General features: G+C 63.8%; 14 protein-coding genes. 8 read left to right on the plus strand and 6 right to left on the minus strand.

Annotation, left to right across the window (positions count from 1 at the left end; translation table 11 throughout):
• Positions 1-73 precede the first annotated feature (73 nt).
• Positions 74-859 (plus strand): sugar transferase, encoded by a 786-nt coding sequence (locus tag GRI48_RS05865; RefSeq protein WP_160672728.1) that lies wholly within the window; start codon positions 74-76, stop codon positions 857-859.
• Positions 860-881: 22 nt separating this feature from the next.
• On the opposite strand, the gene GRI48_RS05870 is transcribed toward GRI48_RS05865, so the two are convergent.
• Positions 882-1,025 (minus strand): hypothetical protein, encoded by a 144-nt coding sequence (locus tag GRI48_RS05870; RefSeq protein WP_160672731.1) that lies wholly within the window; start codon positions 1,023-1,025, stop codon positions 882-884.
• Between the two features lie 57 nt (positions 1,026-1,082).
• Here GRI48_RS05870 and GRI48_RS05875 point away from each other — a divergent pair, with 57 nt between their 5' ends.
• From GRI48_RS05875 to GRI48_RS05890, 4 genes are all read left to right on the plus strand, one after another.
• Positions 1,083-2,534 (plus strand): outer membrane beta-barrel protein, encoded by a 1,452-nt coding sequence (locus tag GRI48_RS05875; protein ID WP_160672734.1) that lies wholly within the window; start codon positions 1,083-1,085, stop codon positions 2,532-2,534.
• A 54-nt stretch (positions 2,535-2,588) separates the two neighbouring features.
• On the plus strand, positions 2,589-4,721 hold the full coding sequence (locus GRI48_RS05880; protein WP_160672737.1) for a GumC family protein: 2,133 nt from the start codon (positions 2,589-2,591) through the stop codon (positions 4,719-4,721).
• Between the two features lie 95 nt (positions 4,722-4,816).
• Entirely contained in the window at positions 4,817-5,860 is a 1,044-nt protein-coding gene (locus GRI48_RS05885; RefSeq protein ID WP_160675450.1) for a glycosyltransferase, read from the plus strand.
• Between the two features lie 10 nt (positions 5,861-5,870).
• Positions 5,871-7,319, plus strand: coding sequence for an O-antigen ligase family protein (locus tag GRI48_RS05890; RefSeq protein ID WP_160672740.1), 1,449 nt, complete (start codon positions 5,871-5,873; stop codon positions 7,317-7,319).
• 42 nt (positions 7,320-7,361) lie between these two features.
• On the opposite strand, the gene GRI48_RS05895 is transcribed toward GRI48_RS05890, so the two are convergent.
• The 4 genes from GRI48_RS05895 to GRI48_RS05910 form a co-directional block, all read right to left on the minus strand.
• Positions 7,362-8,840, minus strand: a complete 1,479-nt coding sequence (locus tag GRI48_RS05895; RefSeq protein ID WP_160672743.1) for a lipopolysaccharide biosynthesis protein — start codon at positions 8,838-8,840, stop codon at positions 7,362-7,364.
• A 79-nt stretch (positions 8,841-8,919) separates the two neighbouring features.
• Positions 8,920-9,786, minus strand: a complete 867-nt coding sequence (locus GRI48_RS05900; RefSeq protein WP_160672746.1) for a glycosyltransferase family 2 protein — start codon at positions 9,784-9,786, stop codon at positions 8,920-8,922.
• Between the two features lie 179 nt (positions 9,787-9,965).
• Positions 9,966-10,250 carry a hypothetical protein gene (locus tag GRI48_RS05905; RefSeq protein WP_160672749.1) on the minus strand — a complete coding sequence of 95 codons (285 nt, stop codon included), beginning with the start codon at positions 10,248-10,250 and terminating at the stop codon, positions 9,966-9,968.
• Positions 10,251-10,447: 197 nt separating this feature from the next.
• Positions 10,448-10,945, minus strand: a complete 498-nt coding sequence (locus GRI48_RS05910) for a PilZ domain-containing protein (RefSeq protein ID WP_160672752.1) — start codon at positions 10,943-10,945, stop codon at positions 10,448-10,450.
• Between the two features lie 423 nt (positions 10,946-11,368).
• Between GRI48_RS05910 and GRI48_RS05915 the strand changes: the two genes are divergently transcribed.
• Positions 11,369-12,424: a PAS domain-containing protein gene (locus tag GRI48_RS05915; RefSeq protein WP_160672755.1), complete on the plus strand. Its 1,056-nt coding sequence runs from the start codon at positions 11,369-11,371 to the stop codon at positions 12,422-12,424.
• Positions 12,425-12,427: 3 nt separating this feature from the next.
• Here the strand turns inward: GRI48_RS05915 and galE are convergent, their stop codons facing one another.
• The gene (gene galE / locus GRI48_RS05920) at positions 12,428-13,483 is read right to left on the minus strand and encodes a UDP-glucose 4-epimerase GalE (RefSeq protein WP_160672758.1); all 1,056 of its coding nucleotides are present in this window, start codon (positions 13,481-13,483) and stop codon (positions 12,428-12,430) included.
• A 275-nt stretch (positions 13,484-13,758) separates the two neighbouring features.
• Between galE and GRI48_RS05925 the strand changes: the two genes are divergently transcribed.
• Positions 13,759-15,141 carry a flavin-containing monooxygenase gene (locus GRI48_RS05925; RefSeq protein WP_160672761.1) on the plus strand — a complete coding sequence of 461 codons (1,383 nt, stop codon included), beginning with the start codon at positions 13,759-13,761 and terminating at the stop codon, positions 15,139-15,141.
• A 3-nt stretch (positions 15,142-15,144) separates the two neighbouring features.
• Positions 15,145-16,389 (plus strand): cytochrome P450, encoded by a 1,245-nt coding sequence (locus GRI48_RS05930; protein ID WP_160672764.1) that lies wholly within the window; start codon positions 15,145-15,147, stop codon positions 16,387-16,389.
• Positions 16,390-16,395 lie beyond the last annotated feature (6 nt).

Genomic DNA, 16,395 nt, shown 5'->3' on the forward strand with positions numbered 1-16,395 from the left:
CTCGACGGACGGCGTCCATTTCTTGCGAAAACGCCGATTCCTTTCAGTTTTTCAGCAGTGAACCCCGGGAACGATGGCGGCCACCAACCTCGATAATGCGACGAACGACAACCCGCCGGTCCTGCCGCCGGCGCCTTTGGTCGCGAGCGCATTGTCCGCGCCGGAGGAAATGGTGCTGATCACGCCTGGCCATGTGGACGCGGGGTCATTCGTCTCCGTTGCTTCCGCCCCTGCAGTGATCAGCCAGCGCTTTTCACGAACCAGCCGCGTCATCGACATCGTCGGCGCCACTGCACTGCTATTATTCCTGCTGCCCTTCATGCTTGTGCTGGCCGTGGCGACATTCCTTTCGACCGCTGCCTCACCGATCTTCGCGCATACTCGCGTCGGCCGGAACGGACGCCCATTCGGATGCTACAAGTTCCGGACCATGTACCCGGACGCCGAGGAGCGTTTGCGCGATCTTCTCGCGAGCGACTCCCGCCTGCGGCGCGAATGGGAAGCCGAACACAAGCTGCGGAACGATCCGCGGGTGACGCGGCTCGGCCGGATCATGCGGGTGACAAGCCTCGACGAACTGCCGCAGCTGCTGAACGTCATCAAGGGGGAGATGAGCCTGGTCGGACCCCGGCCGATCGTGACCGAGGAACTGCCGCGTTACGGCAGGTATCGCACGAGCTACCTCGCGCTGAGACCGGGCCTTACTGGCCTGTGGCAGGTATCGGGGCGAAGCGGCACGACATACCGCCGCCGCGTTGCGACCGACCATGTCTATGCGCTCAACAAGTGCCTCACGCTCGACTTGCGGATCATTTTCGCGACCATCCCGGCCGTCCTCCGGCAGAGGGGCGCTTGCTGATGGTCTTGCCCGAACAGCTGTCTCAGACCAGCCAGAGGATCAGCACCCACAGTAGGATGGCGGCCGGAATCGCGAACACGAGCCCGCGCCCGAAACTGCGGACCGTTCTGCGAGGTTCGCGCCGGCCTGCCTTCGAGCGACCTTCACGATCCAGATTCATCGCCATGGAGCAATCACTATTGGCCATACGCCTTCTACTTTCGAGTGAGGATCCATACTCGATATGAGTAGCCTCCGCAATTCGGCCATCCGGGGCGGCAAGTCCAGCGCACCGCTCGCCAAGGGGGCGTGCGGCGCGCTGTCATCGAGTGCGCAGGCCGGGTGGACCGACCTCGGCGACTTGCTTGCGGTGATCCGCTATGCCCTGTTCAGCGAGGAAGAAGCCGGGCGCAGGCTGTCCGAAGTCATTCACCTGCCGGGCCCCGTTTCCGATCGGCCGGCGAAGTCGCGCCGGATGCGCCGCCTGGTCATCTTCCTTGCCATGCTCTCTTTCTCGCGCGTGGCGATGGCGCAGGAAGAACCGGTCACGACCCCGACGGACCTGTTCGACGAAGCCGAAGGACAGGGCGCACGCATCGCCCCCGGATTGCTTCTCAATGGCATTCTCGAGGCCGATCTGGTCCATGACAGCAACATCTACAATCGTCCGGACCCGGCGGTCGGCGACAATCTGGCAATCCTGTCCCCCTCGCTGATCCTGCGGACCGACCTGGCCCGGCACGCTGCAAGCCTGACCACGGGAGCAGAGATCCGCCGGCATTTCGACGAGACCCGCGAAGACTCCGAGCAGTACTGGCTGGATGGCCGCGCGCGGCTCGACCTCGGCAACCGGCTCGCCTTCACCTCGCGCGCAGTCCTTGCCGAGAGGATCGAGCGGCGCGGAACCGCCGGCGATGCCCTGCGGACGGATGAGCCGGTGGAATATCTCGAGAAACGCGCCAGCTTCGAACTCGCCCGCACGGGCGGCACGCTGGAATTGTCCGGCGGCGTCGAACTCGCCCGACGCGATTACGACGATGCGACACTCAACGGGAACCCGATCGACCAGTCCTATCGCGACGCCACCGTCGAAAGCGTGAGAATTCGCGCCAACTACCGCGTGAGCGAGAAAACGCAGATCTTCGGCCAGGTGCGTGCAAACCGCGTCGACTACGATGTCGACCCGGGCATCTCGCGCGATTCGGACGGCTACGGTGTGCTCGGCGGGGTCCGCTTCGCTCCCAGCGCCCTCACCGAAATCGAGGCGGGCGTCGGCTTCATCAGGCAATCCTACGATGCGAGCAATGTCAGTTCGAAATCGGGCGTGAACTACTACGTTCGAGCCAACTGGAGTCCTACGCCGCGCTTGCGCGTGATCGCCAATGGCGAGCGCACCTTCGATCCGAGCCCGCTGATCGGCGTGCCGGCCATCCTGCGCAGCGACTTCGACCTGCGGGTCCAGCGCTCGCTCGGCGATCGCCTGCTGGTCGAGGCGAACGCTCAATACGTGCAGGAGGACTTCGAGGGCATCGATCGCCAGGACGATCGCTTCGCCTTGCGCTTAGGCGTGCGGGCGCGCGTCGCACAGCACATCGGTGCCTCGGCCTTCGCCGGCTACCGCAAACGCAGCAGCAACCGTTCCGACCTCAGCTACGACGGTTTCACCGTCGGCCTCGGAGTGAGGTTCCTGCTGTGACCACGATACCCCAACCACTCGCGGCAACGCGCCAATCATCATCGGAGTAGTCGAATGAGTTCGCGCCAACTAATCCTGCCGGGAGGATCCTCCGCAACGCCCGCCTTGATGGGCGGTCGCGCGCTCGCGCCGTCCGATCGGCTGGACCTGAGCGAAAGTCTCGGGTTCTTCCGCCGTCGCTACAAGACGATCCTGGCTTGCGTTCTCCTGTGCCTGGCCCTTGCGGCAGCCTATTCGATGCTGGCGCCCAAGACATACAACGCCCGCTCGACTGTCATGCTGACGCCGCAAACCAGCCTGCTGGTCGACGGTAGCGGCGCGCAGGCCCAGCCGACCATGATGAGCGGAGAACTGGTCGATACCCAGATCGAGATCATCGGATCGCGGGACATGTCCGAAAAGGTCGCCCGATCGCTCGGCCTCGACGCGGGCATGGCTTCGGAAGAGAAGCGCGAACTGATCGACCGCCTGCGCGAAAATGTCGCTGCAGAACGCACAGGCGAAAGCTACGCGATCACGATCAGCGTCGATGCCGGGGATCCGCAGCAGGCAGCGATGCTGGCCAACGAGTACGCCCGCCAGTTCACCGGCTGGGAGGAAATGAGCGTGCGCGATCGCCACGATCAGGAACGCGAGGACGTCCGGCAGCGCCTCGCCGAACTGCGCGAGCAGGCCCAGGCGGACACCCAGGCGCTGCAGCAGTACCGGATCGCCAACAACCTCCTGACCACGACCGGCACGTCGCTGACCGAGCAGGAAATCTCCAACTACAATTTCGAAGTGACGAAGGCCCGCGCGGAAGCCGCCGAAGATCAGGCCCGCCTCAACACCGCGCTCGGCCAGCTACGCTCCGGTTCGGCCGGCGACGACGTGGGCGAAGCGCTCGAGTCCTCGGTCGTGGCATCGCTCAGGACACAGGAGGCCGAGGTCGCTCGCCAGGTCGCCAACATGTCGGGGCGCTATGGTGCGAACCACCCCGAACTCAGGCGAGCCCAGAACGAGCTGACCCAGATCCGCAGCCAGATCCAGGCGGAAATCGGGCGCGTGATTTCCAACCTGCGCGCCAAGCAGGCGGTATCCTCGCAGCGCCTCGCCTCGCTCAACTCCAGCCTCTCGTCGGCGCGGGGCAAGCTTTCGGAGAACAACGCGGCCATGGTCGGCCTGAGCGAACTCGAACGGTCTGCCGTCGCGTCGCAGGAAATCTACGAGACATACCTCAACCGGTTCAAGGCGCTCGTCGCGGCCGAAGGCACCGAAAAGCCCAATGCGCAAATCCTGACATTCGCGCAGGCCCCGCTCTCCCCCCGCTCGCCGGACCTCCAGCTGAACCTGGCGCTGGCACTGGTGATCGGCCTCGGCCTCGGCATCATCGTTGCCTACGCTCGCGAAGCGCTCTTCCAGGGGATCAACAGCGCGCATGACGTCGAAACGAAGCTGAACGAGAACTTCCTGGCCTCCATCCCCCTGCTCCAGTCGGTCGACCCCGGCAATCCGCATGCCGTCGCAGCGGTCAGGGACGATCCCAAGTCGATCTTCACGGAAAGTTTCCGCGCGCTCCATACCTCGATCTCGCAGGCGACACGGGGCAAGTCGCAGGTCATCGCGATCACCTCGGCCCTGCCCGGCGAAGGCAAAACGATCACCGCCTGCTGTCTCGCCCACGTCCTGGCCACGAGCGGTCGCCGCACGGTACTGATCGACTGCGACCTGCGTCGACGCGGTATCAGCCGACTGCTCGACCTGCGGGCTGAACAGAAAGGTCTGATCGAGATCCTGAGCGGCGAATCCCCGCTCGATGTCGAGCAATTGGTCGGTGACCGGGTGTTCTGCGTCATCCCGCTGAAAGGCAGCGACGACGAGCCGGAGCAATTGCTGACCGGGGACGCGTTCGTCCGGCTGCTCGACACGCTGCGCGAGCATTTCGACAATATCATTCTCGATCTGCCGCCGGTCCTGCCGATGGCGAGTACCCGCGTCCTGGCGAGCCGCGCAGATGCCGTCGTGCTGACCGCCCAGTGGCACAAGACGTCCTCTTTCGCGATCAAGGCTGCCCGCAAGCGCCTCCCGGACGACCAGGTCAACGTGGTCGGCGTGGCCCTGAACCAGGTCGATCTGCGCAAGAAGAACTTCTTCGATCGTACCGATTCGACCTATTACTACCGGCAATACGAAGAATATTACTCGTGACGGGAAAGGAGATCCCTCGCTCGGCGAGCGTGATCCGCAACTTGCGTCCGTTCTCCAGCCCGCGCACCGCGCTGGTGCATTACTGGCTGGTCTCGATGCGCGGTGGCGAACGGGTTCTCGAGCGCCTGCTCAAGCTCTACCCGGACGCCGACATCTTCACCCATGTGTGCGACCGCGAGAAGCTGTCGGCGGAACTGCGCGAGGCGCGGATCCGGACCACGTTCATCGCGAAGCTGCCCTTCGCGCAGCGCTTCTACCAGTATTACCTGCCGCTCATGCCGCTGGCGCTCGAAGAACTCGACCTGACGGGCTACGACCTCGTCATCAGCAGCGAATCCGGGCCGGCCAAGGGCGTCATCACCAGCCCGGATGCTAGCCACGTCTGCTACTGCCACTCCCCGATGCGGTACCTGTGGGACCACTATCACCACTATCGCTCGCGCGCGTCCGCGCCGGTGCGCGCGGTCATGTCGGCGACCTACCCCCGGCTGCGCCGCTGGGACCTCGCATCGAGCGCCCGGGTCGACAGGTTCGTCGCCAATTCCAGCTTCGTGCAGAGGCGCATCCGCAAGGTCTGGCGGCGCGAGGCGGACGTCATCCATCCTCCCGTGGAGGTCGATCTTTTCGCTCCCAGCGACGATCTGGCCGACTACTACCTGTGGGCGGGGCAGATGGTCCCGTACAAACGCCCCGATCTCGCCGTCGATGCCTTCACCGCCAACGGCAAGCCGTTGCTAATGGTCGGCACGGGATCGATGCTGGCCGACCTCAAGCGACGGGCCGGCCCCAATGTCCGTTTCGTCGACCGCCTGTCCTTCGCGGAATTGCGCAAGGCCTATGCAAGGGCGCGCGCTTTCCTGATGACGGCCGAAGAAGACTTCGGGATCACGCCGGTCGAAGCGATGGCGTCAGGCCGCCCGGTCGTCGCCTATGGCAGGGGCGGCGTGCTCGACAGCGTGATCGACGGCCAGACCGGCATATTGTTCGATCGGCAGGATGCCGACACGCTTGTCCAGGCAGTCGAGGCGCTCGAGCGCTTCCTGCCGGAATTCGATCCGGCCGCAAGCGTCAGGCGATCGCGGGATTTCTCACCGGAAATCTTCGATCGCAAGATGCGCGAAGCGGTCGCAGCAGGGTGAGCGAAGGGCGATGGAAATCACCATCATCGGCTTTATCGAGCTGGCGCTCGGAATAGCGATTCTCTTTTTCGGCGGGATGCGCAGCACCCTGGCCCTGCTGCTCGGTTCCCTGCTTCTGGGCGGTTCGGCAGCGCTCAAGCTGCCTTCGCTCGGAGGATCCTCGATCCCGCCAGCGCAGCTGGCCTTGCTGTTCGTCTACCTGCGCCTGTTGATGCCGGGCGGCGGCTATCTGTGGACCATCGCGGAATCCGTGCGCAACAATATCTGGCTGGTGTTCTTCGCGCTGTTCGCAATCGCGAGCTCCTATATCGCGCCGCGCATCTTTGCCGGGACGATGGACGTGTTCCCGATGAGCTACGGAGATGCGCGAAACCTGTTCGATACAGTACCGCTCGAGCCGACGTCGCAGAACGTGACCGCGGCGCTCTACATCGTCGGCAGTGCCCTCGCCGCGATCGCGACTTACAGCATCTGCCGCTTCGGCCAGGGATACCAGACGCTGGTAAGCGCGGGCATCGTGATGGCGTGGATCCATGTCACGCTCGGCTGGGCCGCCATTCCGGCCCGGGGAACGTCGGCCGACGCTGTCTTCGAATTTTTCCGCAACGGCCAGTACGCACAGATGGACAATGCGCTCGGCTCCTTCGTGCGCATCCGCGGCACCTTCCCCGAAGCCGCCGCCTATACCAAGCTGGCTTTCGCCCTGTTCGTCCTCAATGCCGAGCTCTGGTACCGTTCGATCCGCTCGCGCGCGACGGGCATGGCCGCGTGCGCACTGGCCGCGACGATGTTTTTCAGCACGTCTTCGACCGCTTATGTTGGGCTGTCGGTCTATTTCGTCGCCTGGTGGCTTCGCCTCATGCTGTTCCCGTTCGATGGAGCGGGCAGGAAGCTCAAGGCCATGCTCAATCTGTGCGGCACGCTCGCCGTCCTCGCGGCAGTGATGCTCGCCGTGGTCCCGGGCCTCGCCCAGCAGACCTACGACATGCTCGTCCACATGACCGTCGCCAAATCATCGTCGAGTTCGGGCCAGCAGCGGCTTTTCTGGGCGCTCCAGGGATGGGAGGCCTTCAAGCATTCCTACGGCCTCGGGGTGGGGCCGGGCAGCTTCCGCTCGTCGAGCAGCGCAACGGCCATGCTGGGTTCGGTCGGCATTATCGGCACCGCGGCCTTCCTCGCCTACGTCTACAGCTTCTTCCAGCCGCGGCGCCGCTCCAGCTACATGGAAACCGACGATCTGACCCATGACCTTGGCGGTGCATTCGCGAGCGCAGCGGTGCTTTCGCTGATCACCTCGATCGTGTCCTCTCCCCATGTCGACCCGGGGATGCATTTCGCGATCTTCGCCGGCGCCGCACTGGCCATGCGACCGCGCACACTCGCCAGTTACAGCGACGAGGCGGCGAGTTCCGCGCCAGTCATGACGCGCCCGTCATCGGGAATCGAAAAGCTCGCCTGACCAAGTTGGGGTCCCGCGCCACTTCGCGGGTGCTCGTGCCGTTCAGCCAGCGGGTCGGAAACGCGCAGGCGAGAACTGGCTGGCAATCTCGATCAGTTCTCGCACCGCCCCGGCCTTGCGACCCTGTGCGATCCAGATCGCGAGACTGGTACCGACATAGGCAATCGCGCCGATAGTCGTCAGCGACACGAAACGCAGCAGGTCTGCCGAGAAAGTCGAGTAGACAAGCGGTGTGAGCGACAGGACCGCGCCCGCCATGACCCCGAGCGCAAGCAGCGTCGGCAGATGCATCCGCAGTTGGTCGCGGACCGGCAGGCCGAGCAGCCTGCGGACATAGCCGACCGAGATCGTACCAAGGATGAGCTCGCACACCAGACCTGCGCAGGCCGCGCCCCACAGGCCGTAGAAATGCAATCCCGCGAGCACGAGCGGGATGCGCGCAATCAGCGTCCAGAACTGCTGCAGGAAGACGATACGGGTCGCGCCGAGGGCCATGGCGACCGGAGCGGTGCAGGACACGAACGAGCCGATCCCGGAGGTGATCGCGAATATCTGGACGAACCTCGGCGCATCGACCCATTGGTGGCCGAGCATGACCATCACCGCGGAATCGGCGACCAGCGCAAGGCCCAGCGCCAGCGGCGCGGAAATGGCAGCCATGGTCGATTGGGCCCTGACGAAAGCGCGCAACAATCTCGGCAAGTCGTCGGTCAGATTGGCGAGCCCGGGAAACAGGATTTCACGCAGGGGCTGGATCGTCTCGCGCGTCGGTATGATCGCGAGACTGTAGCTGATCGCGTAAAGGCCCATCTGCGCCTTGGGAACGAGAACGCTGATGACCAGCTGGTCGAACCGCCAGTTGGTCGTCTCGCACAACTGGTTGAGGAACATCCAGCCCGAGAATCCCCACAGATCGCGGAACCGCGAAAGCGTGACGCGCGGCCGGTAGGGGATGATGATGTAGCTGACGATCGATGCCAGGGCGACGCCGACGAGGTTGCCGATGATGATGGCCCAGAAGCTGCGGAAAATCAGCGCGAGCACCACGACGGTGACGAGGCCGGCACACTTGCACAGGTGATACACGGCCATCGGCGTGAACCGCATACCCTTTTGCGCCAGGACGATGTGCGGATTGTACAGGCCCATGACGGCGCCCGTGATGCCGATCACAACGAAGACCCGGTGCATCGACCAGTCGTCGTAAAGATAGGCGAGCGGCCATGCTGCGACCACGAAGAAGGTCGCGATGGCGAGACTGCGCAGCAACGCGATCGTCCAGGCGGTATCGATGTGTTCCTGGTCCACCGTCGGTCGCTGGACCAGCGCCTGGTAGATCGAGAACTGGGTCAGGGAGACGATGAAATAAAGGACCGCAGAAGCGATCGCGGCAATACCGAAATCGTGCGGCGTCAGCAGGCGGGCGAGCACCAGCAGGGCCCCGGCGTTGAAGGCGCTGGTAACCGCGCGGGCCCCACCGATCGACAGGGCACCACGCACGAGGCCGTGTCGCATGCTCATCGATCAGTGCCGCCCGACGGCGCAGTCGCGTTGAGACATCGGACCCGTCCGACCCGGCCAAGCACCCGCCACTTCGGGATCACATCGTGATGATCCGCCGCGGGTCGATCCGGCCACGCAGCAGGTCGAGGAAAGCTATGGCATTCCCGCGCAGCCGCCCGCGCCGGTCGATCTCGGGTTCCGGGCGGAAGCTGCGAATGATGTTGGCGGCGAGGTTGCCGAGCAAGAGGCGCCAACCCTGGTAAAGCCGCATCGTGCCCTTGCGCTGCAGGTAGAGGACGTTCGCCACCTGCGAATATCCCAGCCGCAACCCGGATGTCCGGCCGCGGCGCGTGCCGAGATGGATTCCGGTCAGCGAGGCAGAGCGCAGCAGTTTGCCTTTCGCCATCAGCTGGGCGGAGAAATCGACGTCTTCCTGCCAGCCGTAGAAAGGGAGATTCGTATCGAAGCGAAGCTGTGCGCAGGCCGAGGCCCTGAAACCCATGTTGCAGCCATAAAGCCAAGTGCATGCCCGGTCGTCCTGCGTCTCTCGCGTCTGGTGGGAGAGCAGCGCCGCCCGCGCATCAGGCGCTGCGATCGCCCCGGTCTGGGCTCCGTCGGCGAGGAGCACTCCCGTAACGCCGACCAGGTCGTCGTCGCTTTCGAAGAGCCGCTCCATGTTGGCCAAATAAGTCTCTTCGGCGAAGAAATCGTCGTCGAAGAACATGATCGCGCCCGCCTTCTCGCAGGCGAAGTCGAGGCCGGCGTTACGCTGGTTGCACAGGCCCTTCGCCGCGATCATCTCCACGACCGGAAAGGGCACCGACAGGCCCGTAGGCAGATCGGCCTCTGCCGCACCCACGATGATTACGCGATCGGGCAGGCGCTTTTGATGGCGCAACCAATCGACCGTCTCGCCGACGATCTCGGCACGATCGGTTGTCGCTATGATGACGTCGATATGCATGCGCATGACCCGTTAGCTGCAGAGAATAAGTCGAACCGGGCCGGCCACCTGCGAAATGCGGCCAATCCCTTGAAATGAAGCTAGTTTGAGGGCCGCTTGCTGCAAAGCGGCATTAGGGGTCAGTCCTAAAGGGGTAGATGAACGGCGCCCGGGAGCCGGAACGCTGGCTCGACGTGCCTCTAGTGCAGGTTCCGGTTCTGATCGAGCGAGTCGGCCAGCTCGCGCAGCAGGTCGGGCAATTGCCGGTGCGCTCCGAACATCGAATACATGTTCAGGGTCGCCCCCAGCATGGCGAGCGCGATCGTCTGCCCCGCGAGCCCGTCTTTTCGCAAGTCCCCGTACTCGCGCAGGAACCGGTCGGATATCCTGGAAAACGAACGGTAATCGATGCCCGACGTATTGTCGGCCATCAATGCCTGGATACTCTCCCACAAGGCTTTCCTGATATCGCTTGGATCATCCATCGGATGAAGCACCCCTTCCACCGCGGCACTTTTCGCGCACGTGATACGACGGTCGGAAAAGGTCTTATCCGGTTCGGAGCCGGTGCATAGCCTGCTAGCCCGAGGTTTCCGCCCGGACGCAATAATGGGAATGCCAGCTAGCGTAATGAATTAGACCGGATGGGAAAAACACCCCATCGGATACTCGTGTCGAGAGATCAGTTTCGCTCGGTGATGATCGCCACGACATCCTGGTTTTCGTCGACGCGGAACCCTGAGATCCGGCGCCCGAACCCCTCGGCATCGAACTCGCTCACCCAGCGACCGATCTCGGCCGCATCCTGTCCGAGCACGATCTCGGTATGCTCGTATGCGCCGACCGTCTCGCCATCGAACCGCGGAGAGCGAAGGATGAACGCGCTCATCGCACCTTTCGACAGGGGCGCGTCGAACTGGCAGCCGAATTCCAGACCGTTCTGCCACTTCACCCGGGCACCGATGGGATCCTGGCCCGGAATTTCGATACGGATGTGGCTGTCCACCGGGCAAGGCATCGCAGAATGAAGCCGCAGTCCCGATCGCGACAGATCGAGAACTATCACCGGCGTGCCGCTGCTGTCGCCGCCGATCGACAGGATCGCGCCGCTTTGCCCGCGCGAATGGCCACGGCGATCAGCCGCGCTTCCAGCCTCGCGCATGTGAGCCAGTAGGATCATCCCGCCTCCGCCAATCGTGTTGCGAGGATACTCTCGATGATCGGACTGGAGGAATCGTTAACGCCGCCGCTCACCCGACCCGGAACACTGTCCGGCGCAAAACTGGCCGAACGGCCGGGAGAGCCGAAGCCGATCGAGCGATGATCTGCCCTGACACAGGTTTCGGACCTGTTCCGAAAATCGCCGTTGCACCGCATGCGATCCCCGCCCCTGCATGACCGATCCATCCTGGCGGGATAGCTGCGCAGCCGCGCAACGGTAATCGGTACGATCCCGTAATCCGGGGCGTACCCCGTTCGAGTAGTGGCCTTACGCCTTAAAGCGAATTGCTGTCGCTCGCCTGACAGGTAACACCCGTTCGCCAGACACATGCCGTCCGCTGGATCGCAGAGCTGGCAGCCAAGCAAGCGAGTGCGCCGGATAATGAACCGTGTTTCAAGCGACAGCAGGGCCCAATGGGTCAACAGCGATCCCCTGATCTGGATCGCAGTCGACAGTTTTCGTCACGAGACGACGCTCCCACGCACGAGGCGCAGTTCCGGCAGGACGCTCGCCGGTCAGAGCGCGCGCTTCGGAAAGGCCGACCAGGCATCGCCATCGGTAATCGTCGACAAGTGGCACGCGCTTGCCGGTGACCGGGCCATGCCGGCGCCCGAGCAGATCACCGATGCCTTCCTCGCCGACCTGTGGGACCGCAGCATAACCTTCGACCTCGTTTCGTGCGCCGACAGCGACGAACGCAAGCTCGAGGTGCGTTTCATCGGCAGGATCATCGCCCAGATGACCGGGCTCGACCAGGTCGACATCGATCGCGGCGAGGCGGCGGCGCTGCCGCTTCTCGTCGGATTGCAGACCAATTTTTCCGAGGTCTTCGAGCGCTGCGAACCAGCGAGTTTCGAAATCCAGAACAGGGAGACGACCGACACAGCAGAAACCTACCAATGCATCGTAATGCCTTTCGGGGAAAAACAGATAACAAGCATCGTCGCCGTCATCGCAGAGCCGGGGCGAAAGCCGGAAAAACTTGGAGAAGACGTCTTGGATCTCGACGCAAGCGCGATTGTCGCCAATCCGCCGATGGCGGATGACGCCGACATTTTGGAACTCGAACATTCTGCGATCAACAGATCGGCCAGGGAAGAAAAACCCCGTGCCGCAAAACCCGCTGCGGTGAATTCATCGCCCACGAACAGCAGCTCTTTGTCCTCGTTGCTGGACGAGGCCCGCAAATCGGCCAGTCTCGCACGCGAGGCCGAAGAGCAGAGCCGGCGCGCCGAACGCCAGGCCCTTTCCCGGACCTACGACATCGTGCTCGCTCTCATGGAATCTCCCGAGGAATTCGCTGCGCAATTGCTTTGCGGCGAGAGCGGCGAACCGTTCCTGTCGCCCGCAGCGCTCGACCTTCTGAGGCAGGCCCGAAAGGCGTCGGTCAGGCGGGAGGATCTCGGCAGGTTTCTCGAAGACCGCCAGACGGCCTGACGGCTAGGCTGGCTGTTCGTATTCCAGCTGTGCGGAGTCACCCGGCTCCGCGCGCCTGGTCTTCAGTTTCTCTTCCCACGCGAGCGCATCGGCCACGATCCTCTCCAGATCGTCGTGCCGCGGCTGCCAATCGGTCGTGCCGCGAATGCGCGAAGGGTCGGACACGAGCGAGGCGACATCGCCCGGACGCCGAGGCTCCTGCTGGCGCGGCAGGCTGCGGCCGACGACGCGGTCGACGGCGTCGAGCACTTCGAGCACCGAGAAGCCGCGCCCGTAACCCACGTTCATCGTCAGGCTGCGATCGGGCTCGGCCATCAGCGCGTCGAGCGCGGCCAGGTGCGCTGCCGCCAGATCGCTGACGTGGATGTAATCGCGCATCCCGGTCCCGTCGGGCGTCGGGTAATCATTGCCGAACACCGCGACATGATCGCGCTTGCCGGTAGCGCATTCGACCGCGACCTTGATGAGATGGGTCGCCCCCTCGCCCGACTGCCCGCTGCGTCCCTGCGGATCGGCTCCGGCGACGTTGAAATAGCGCAGGACCGCGTGGTTGATCGGATGGGCGGCGCTGGTGTCGGCCAGGATCCGCTCGGTCATCGCCTTGCTCATGCCATAGGGGTTGACCGGCTGCACCGGATCGTCCTCGGAAAGCGGCCGCACCTCGGGCTCGCCGTAAACCGTCGCCGTGCTGGAGAAGATGAAATGCGGCACGCCCGCCCCGACCGCGGCGGCGATCAGCCCGCGGCTCTTGGACGTGTTGTTGTCGTAATATTTGAGCGGGTCGGAAACCGATTCCGGCACGATGATCGATCCGGCGAAATGCATGATCGCACCGCGCCCCGCGCCCATCCCGCGCTCGGCGAATATCTTCGCGAGCAATCCGGCGTCCGCGACATCGCCCTGGTAGAAAGGCACATCGTCGGGGACGAGCCAGCGAAACCCGGTCGACAGATTGTCCAGCACGGCGACATCGCGCCCCGCATCGCGCAGGGCCAGCACGGCATGACTGCCGATATAGCCGGCACCGCCGGTGACGAGGACGCTCTGTTCTTGTTTCACGCTTTCATCTTTCTTCCGGCTTGTAGCTGGAACAGGATCGGCTTGTCGATCAGCCGCCCACCGGTCCGATGGGCAAGGGGTTCGCCAACCGGGGTCGGCGAATTCGTGTCGCGTCCGAAAGTCTACTCATCGAGCTTTCGTCAGGTGAAGACTTCAATCGGATTAATACCTTATCTGCAACCGGCGCGCTCGATCCACCGGTAAGCGCGGTGCGGTAAGGCGCATCCCTTTTTGCACGCTGGACTTGCGTTGCGATCCGCAACATATTTCTTCGCATGGAGAGAGACATCAGCGCCACTACCCTTCCTCGTGTCTGCATCATCGGTGCAGGTTGTTCGGGCTTCACCACCGCCAAGCGGCTGAAGGATCATGGCATCCCGTTCGACGTGTTCGAAGGCTCGGACGATATCGGCGGCAACTGGTATTACGGCAATCCCAACGGTCTGTCGTCCTGCTACCAGTCGCTTCACATCGACACTTCGAAATGGCGGCTCGCCTTCGAGGATTACCCCGTGCCTGCCGACTGGCCGGATTATCCGCATCACAGCCAGCTGCTGCAGTACTTCCACGATTACGTGGATCATTTCGGCTTGCGCGAGCACATCACCTTCAACACCCGCGTGGACAAGGCGCGGAGGCGCGAGGAAGGCGGCTGGGACGTCACCCTCTCGACCGGCGAAACCCGGCACTACGACGCGCTGTGCGTCGCCAACGGCCACCACTGGGACGCCCGCATCCCGGACTACCCGGGAGAATTTTCCGGCGAGCAGATCCACAGCCACCATTACCGCACGCCGTTCGAGCCGATCGACTGCGTCGGCAAGCGGGTCCTGGTGGTCGGAATGGGCAATTCGGCGATGGATATAGCGAGCGAACTTTCACAGCGTCCGATCGCGGAAAAGCTGTTCGTCTCGACCCGGCGCGGTGTCTGGGTCCTGCCGAAATACTACAACGGCGCGCCGCTCGACAAGAACCCGGCCCCCGCCTGGATGCCAAAAACGCTGCGGCAGAAACTGGGCGAGCGCTTCATCAAGAAGCTGGTCGGCAAGATGAGCGATTACGGCCTGCCAGATCCCGAGATCGGCCCGTTCGACAGCCACGCGACCGTTTCGGGCGAATTCCTGCTGCGTGCCGGATCGGGCGATATCACGATGAAGCCGGCGATCGAGCGGCTGGATGGCGACGGGGTCGTCTTTACCGATGGCAGCCGGGAGCAGCTCGACGCGATCGTCTGGGCGACCGGCTACGACATTTCCTTCCCCTTCTTCGACGAGCCGTCGTTCAAGGCCGATGCCGACAATTGCCCGCCGCCGCTCTACAAGCGGATGCTCAAGCCGGACGTGCCGGACCTGTTCTACATGGGGCTGGGTCAGCCCTTGCCGACGCTGGTCAATTTCGCCGAGCAGCAGTCCAAGCTGGTCGCGGCCTATCTTGCAGGCAAATATCTTCCGCCCGACGAGCAGACGATGCACGAGACGATCGTCGCCGACGAGAAGTACCACACCGGCCAGTTCTACGAGAGCCGCCGGCACACGATCCAGCTCGATTTCGATGCCTATGTGCGTGACCTGTTGAAGGAAATCGAGGCGGGAAGGAAACGCGCGGACAAGGCGGGCAATCCGCGCCCGGTTCCCGCGCGCCGGATGGAGGAAGCCTGAACCATGGCCACGATAGCAGCACCGGATATCGCCGAGCGCCCAATCACTCCGGTCGATGTCAGCGCCAACGCGCTTTACACCGAGAACCGCTGGCACGATCCCTTTGCCGAGCTACGCCGCACGATGCCATTGAGCTACCGGCCCGACAGCCCGTTCGGCGGTTACTGGTCGGCGGTCACCTACGACCTCGTCCAGCAGATCGAGATCGACCACGCGACATTCTCGTCGGCCTGGGACCGCGGCAATATCACCATTGCCGATGGCGTGGGGGAGGTCGAGTTTCCGAACTTCATCGCGCAGGACCCGCCGATCCACACCGCGCAGCGCAAGGTCATCGCGCCCGCATTCTCGCCGAGCCAGATGGGCGCGCGCGAGAAGCAGGTTGTCGAGCGCTGCCGAATGCTGCTCGACGCGCTGCCTCAGGGCGAAACCTTCGACTGGGTCGAACAGGTGTCGATCCCGATGACCATCGGAATGCTGCTGATCCTGTTCGACATGCCCTATGACGAATGGCGCGATATCAAGCGCTGGTCCGACTGGGCGAGCGGCGTTTCGGCGGACAACCTGACCGATGAATATCGCGCCGAGTTCATGGTGCAGATGGGCGCGATGCTAGCCCGGTTCGACCGCGAACTTGAAGACCGCCGCGCCAAGGAGCCGACCGACGATCTGCTCAGCCGGATGATCCATTCCGAGGCCATGGGCAACATGAGCCCGATGGAGCGGATCGCCAATATCGCGCTCCTGATCGTGGGCGGAAACGACACGACCCGCAATTCGATGAGCGGCATGGTCGAGGCGCTCGACAGGTTTCCCGACCAGCTCGACGTTCTGCATGGCGACCGTTCGCTGGTGCCCAATGCAGCGCAGGAGATCATCCGCTGGCAATCGCCGGTCACGCACATGCGGCGCACCGCAACCTGCGACACCGAGCTTGCCGGCCAGCGGATCCGCGAAGGCGAGAAGATCGTCATGTGGTACATCTCGGCCAACCGCGACGAAAATGTGTTCGAGGATGCCGACCGGTTCGACGTGACGCGCAAGAACGCGCGGCGGCACCTGGGCTTCGGCGCGGGCATCCATCGCTGCGTCGGAGCGCGGCTGGCCGAAATTCAGATCGGGACGCTCATCACCGAGATCGTCGAGCGCAACTGGCGGATCGTGCCGCAGGCTGAACCGACGCGGCTCGCCAGCCCGTTCCTCCACGGATTCACGCAGATGCCCGTGCGTATCGAAACCCGCGGCTAGCCCTCC

Origin of the sequence: Qipengyuania oceanensis, from assembly GCF_009827535.1 — a bacterium.
In the GTDB taxonomy this organism is placed as follows: domain Bacteria; phylum Pseudomonadota; class Alphaproteobacteria; order Sphingomonadales; family Sphingomonadaceae; genus Qipengyuania_C; species Qipengyuania_C oceanensis.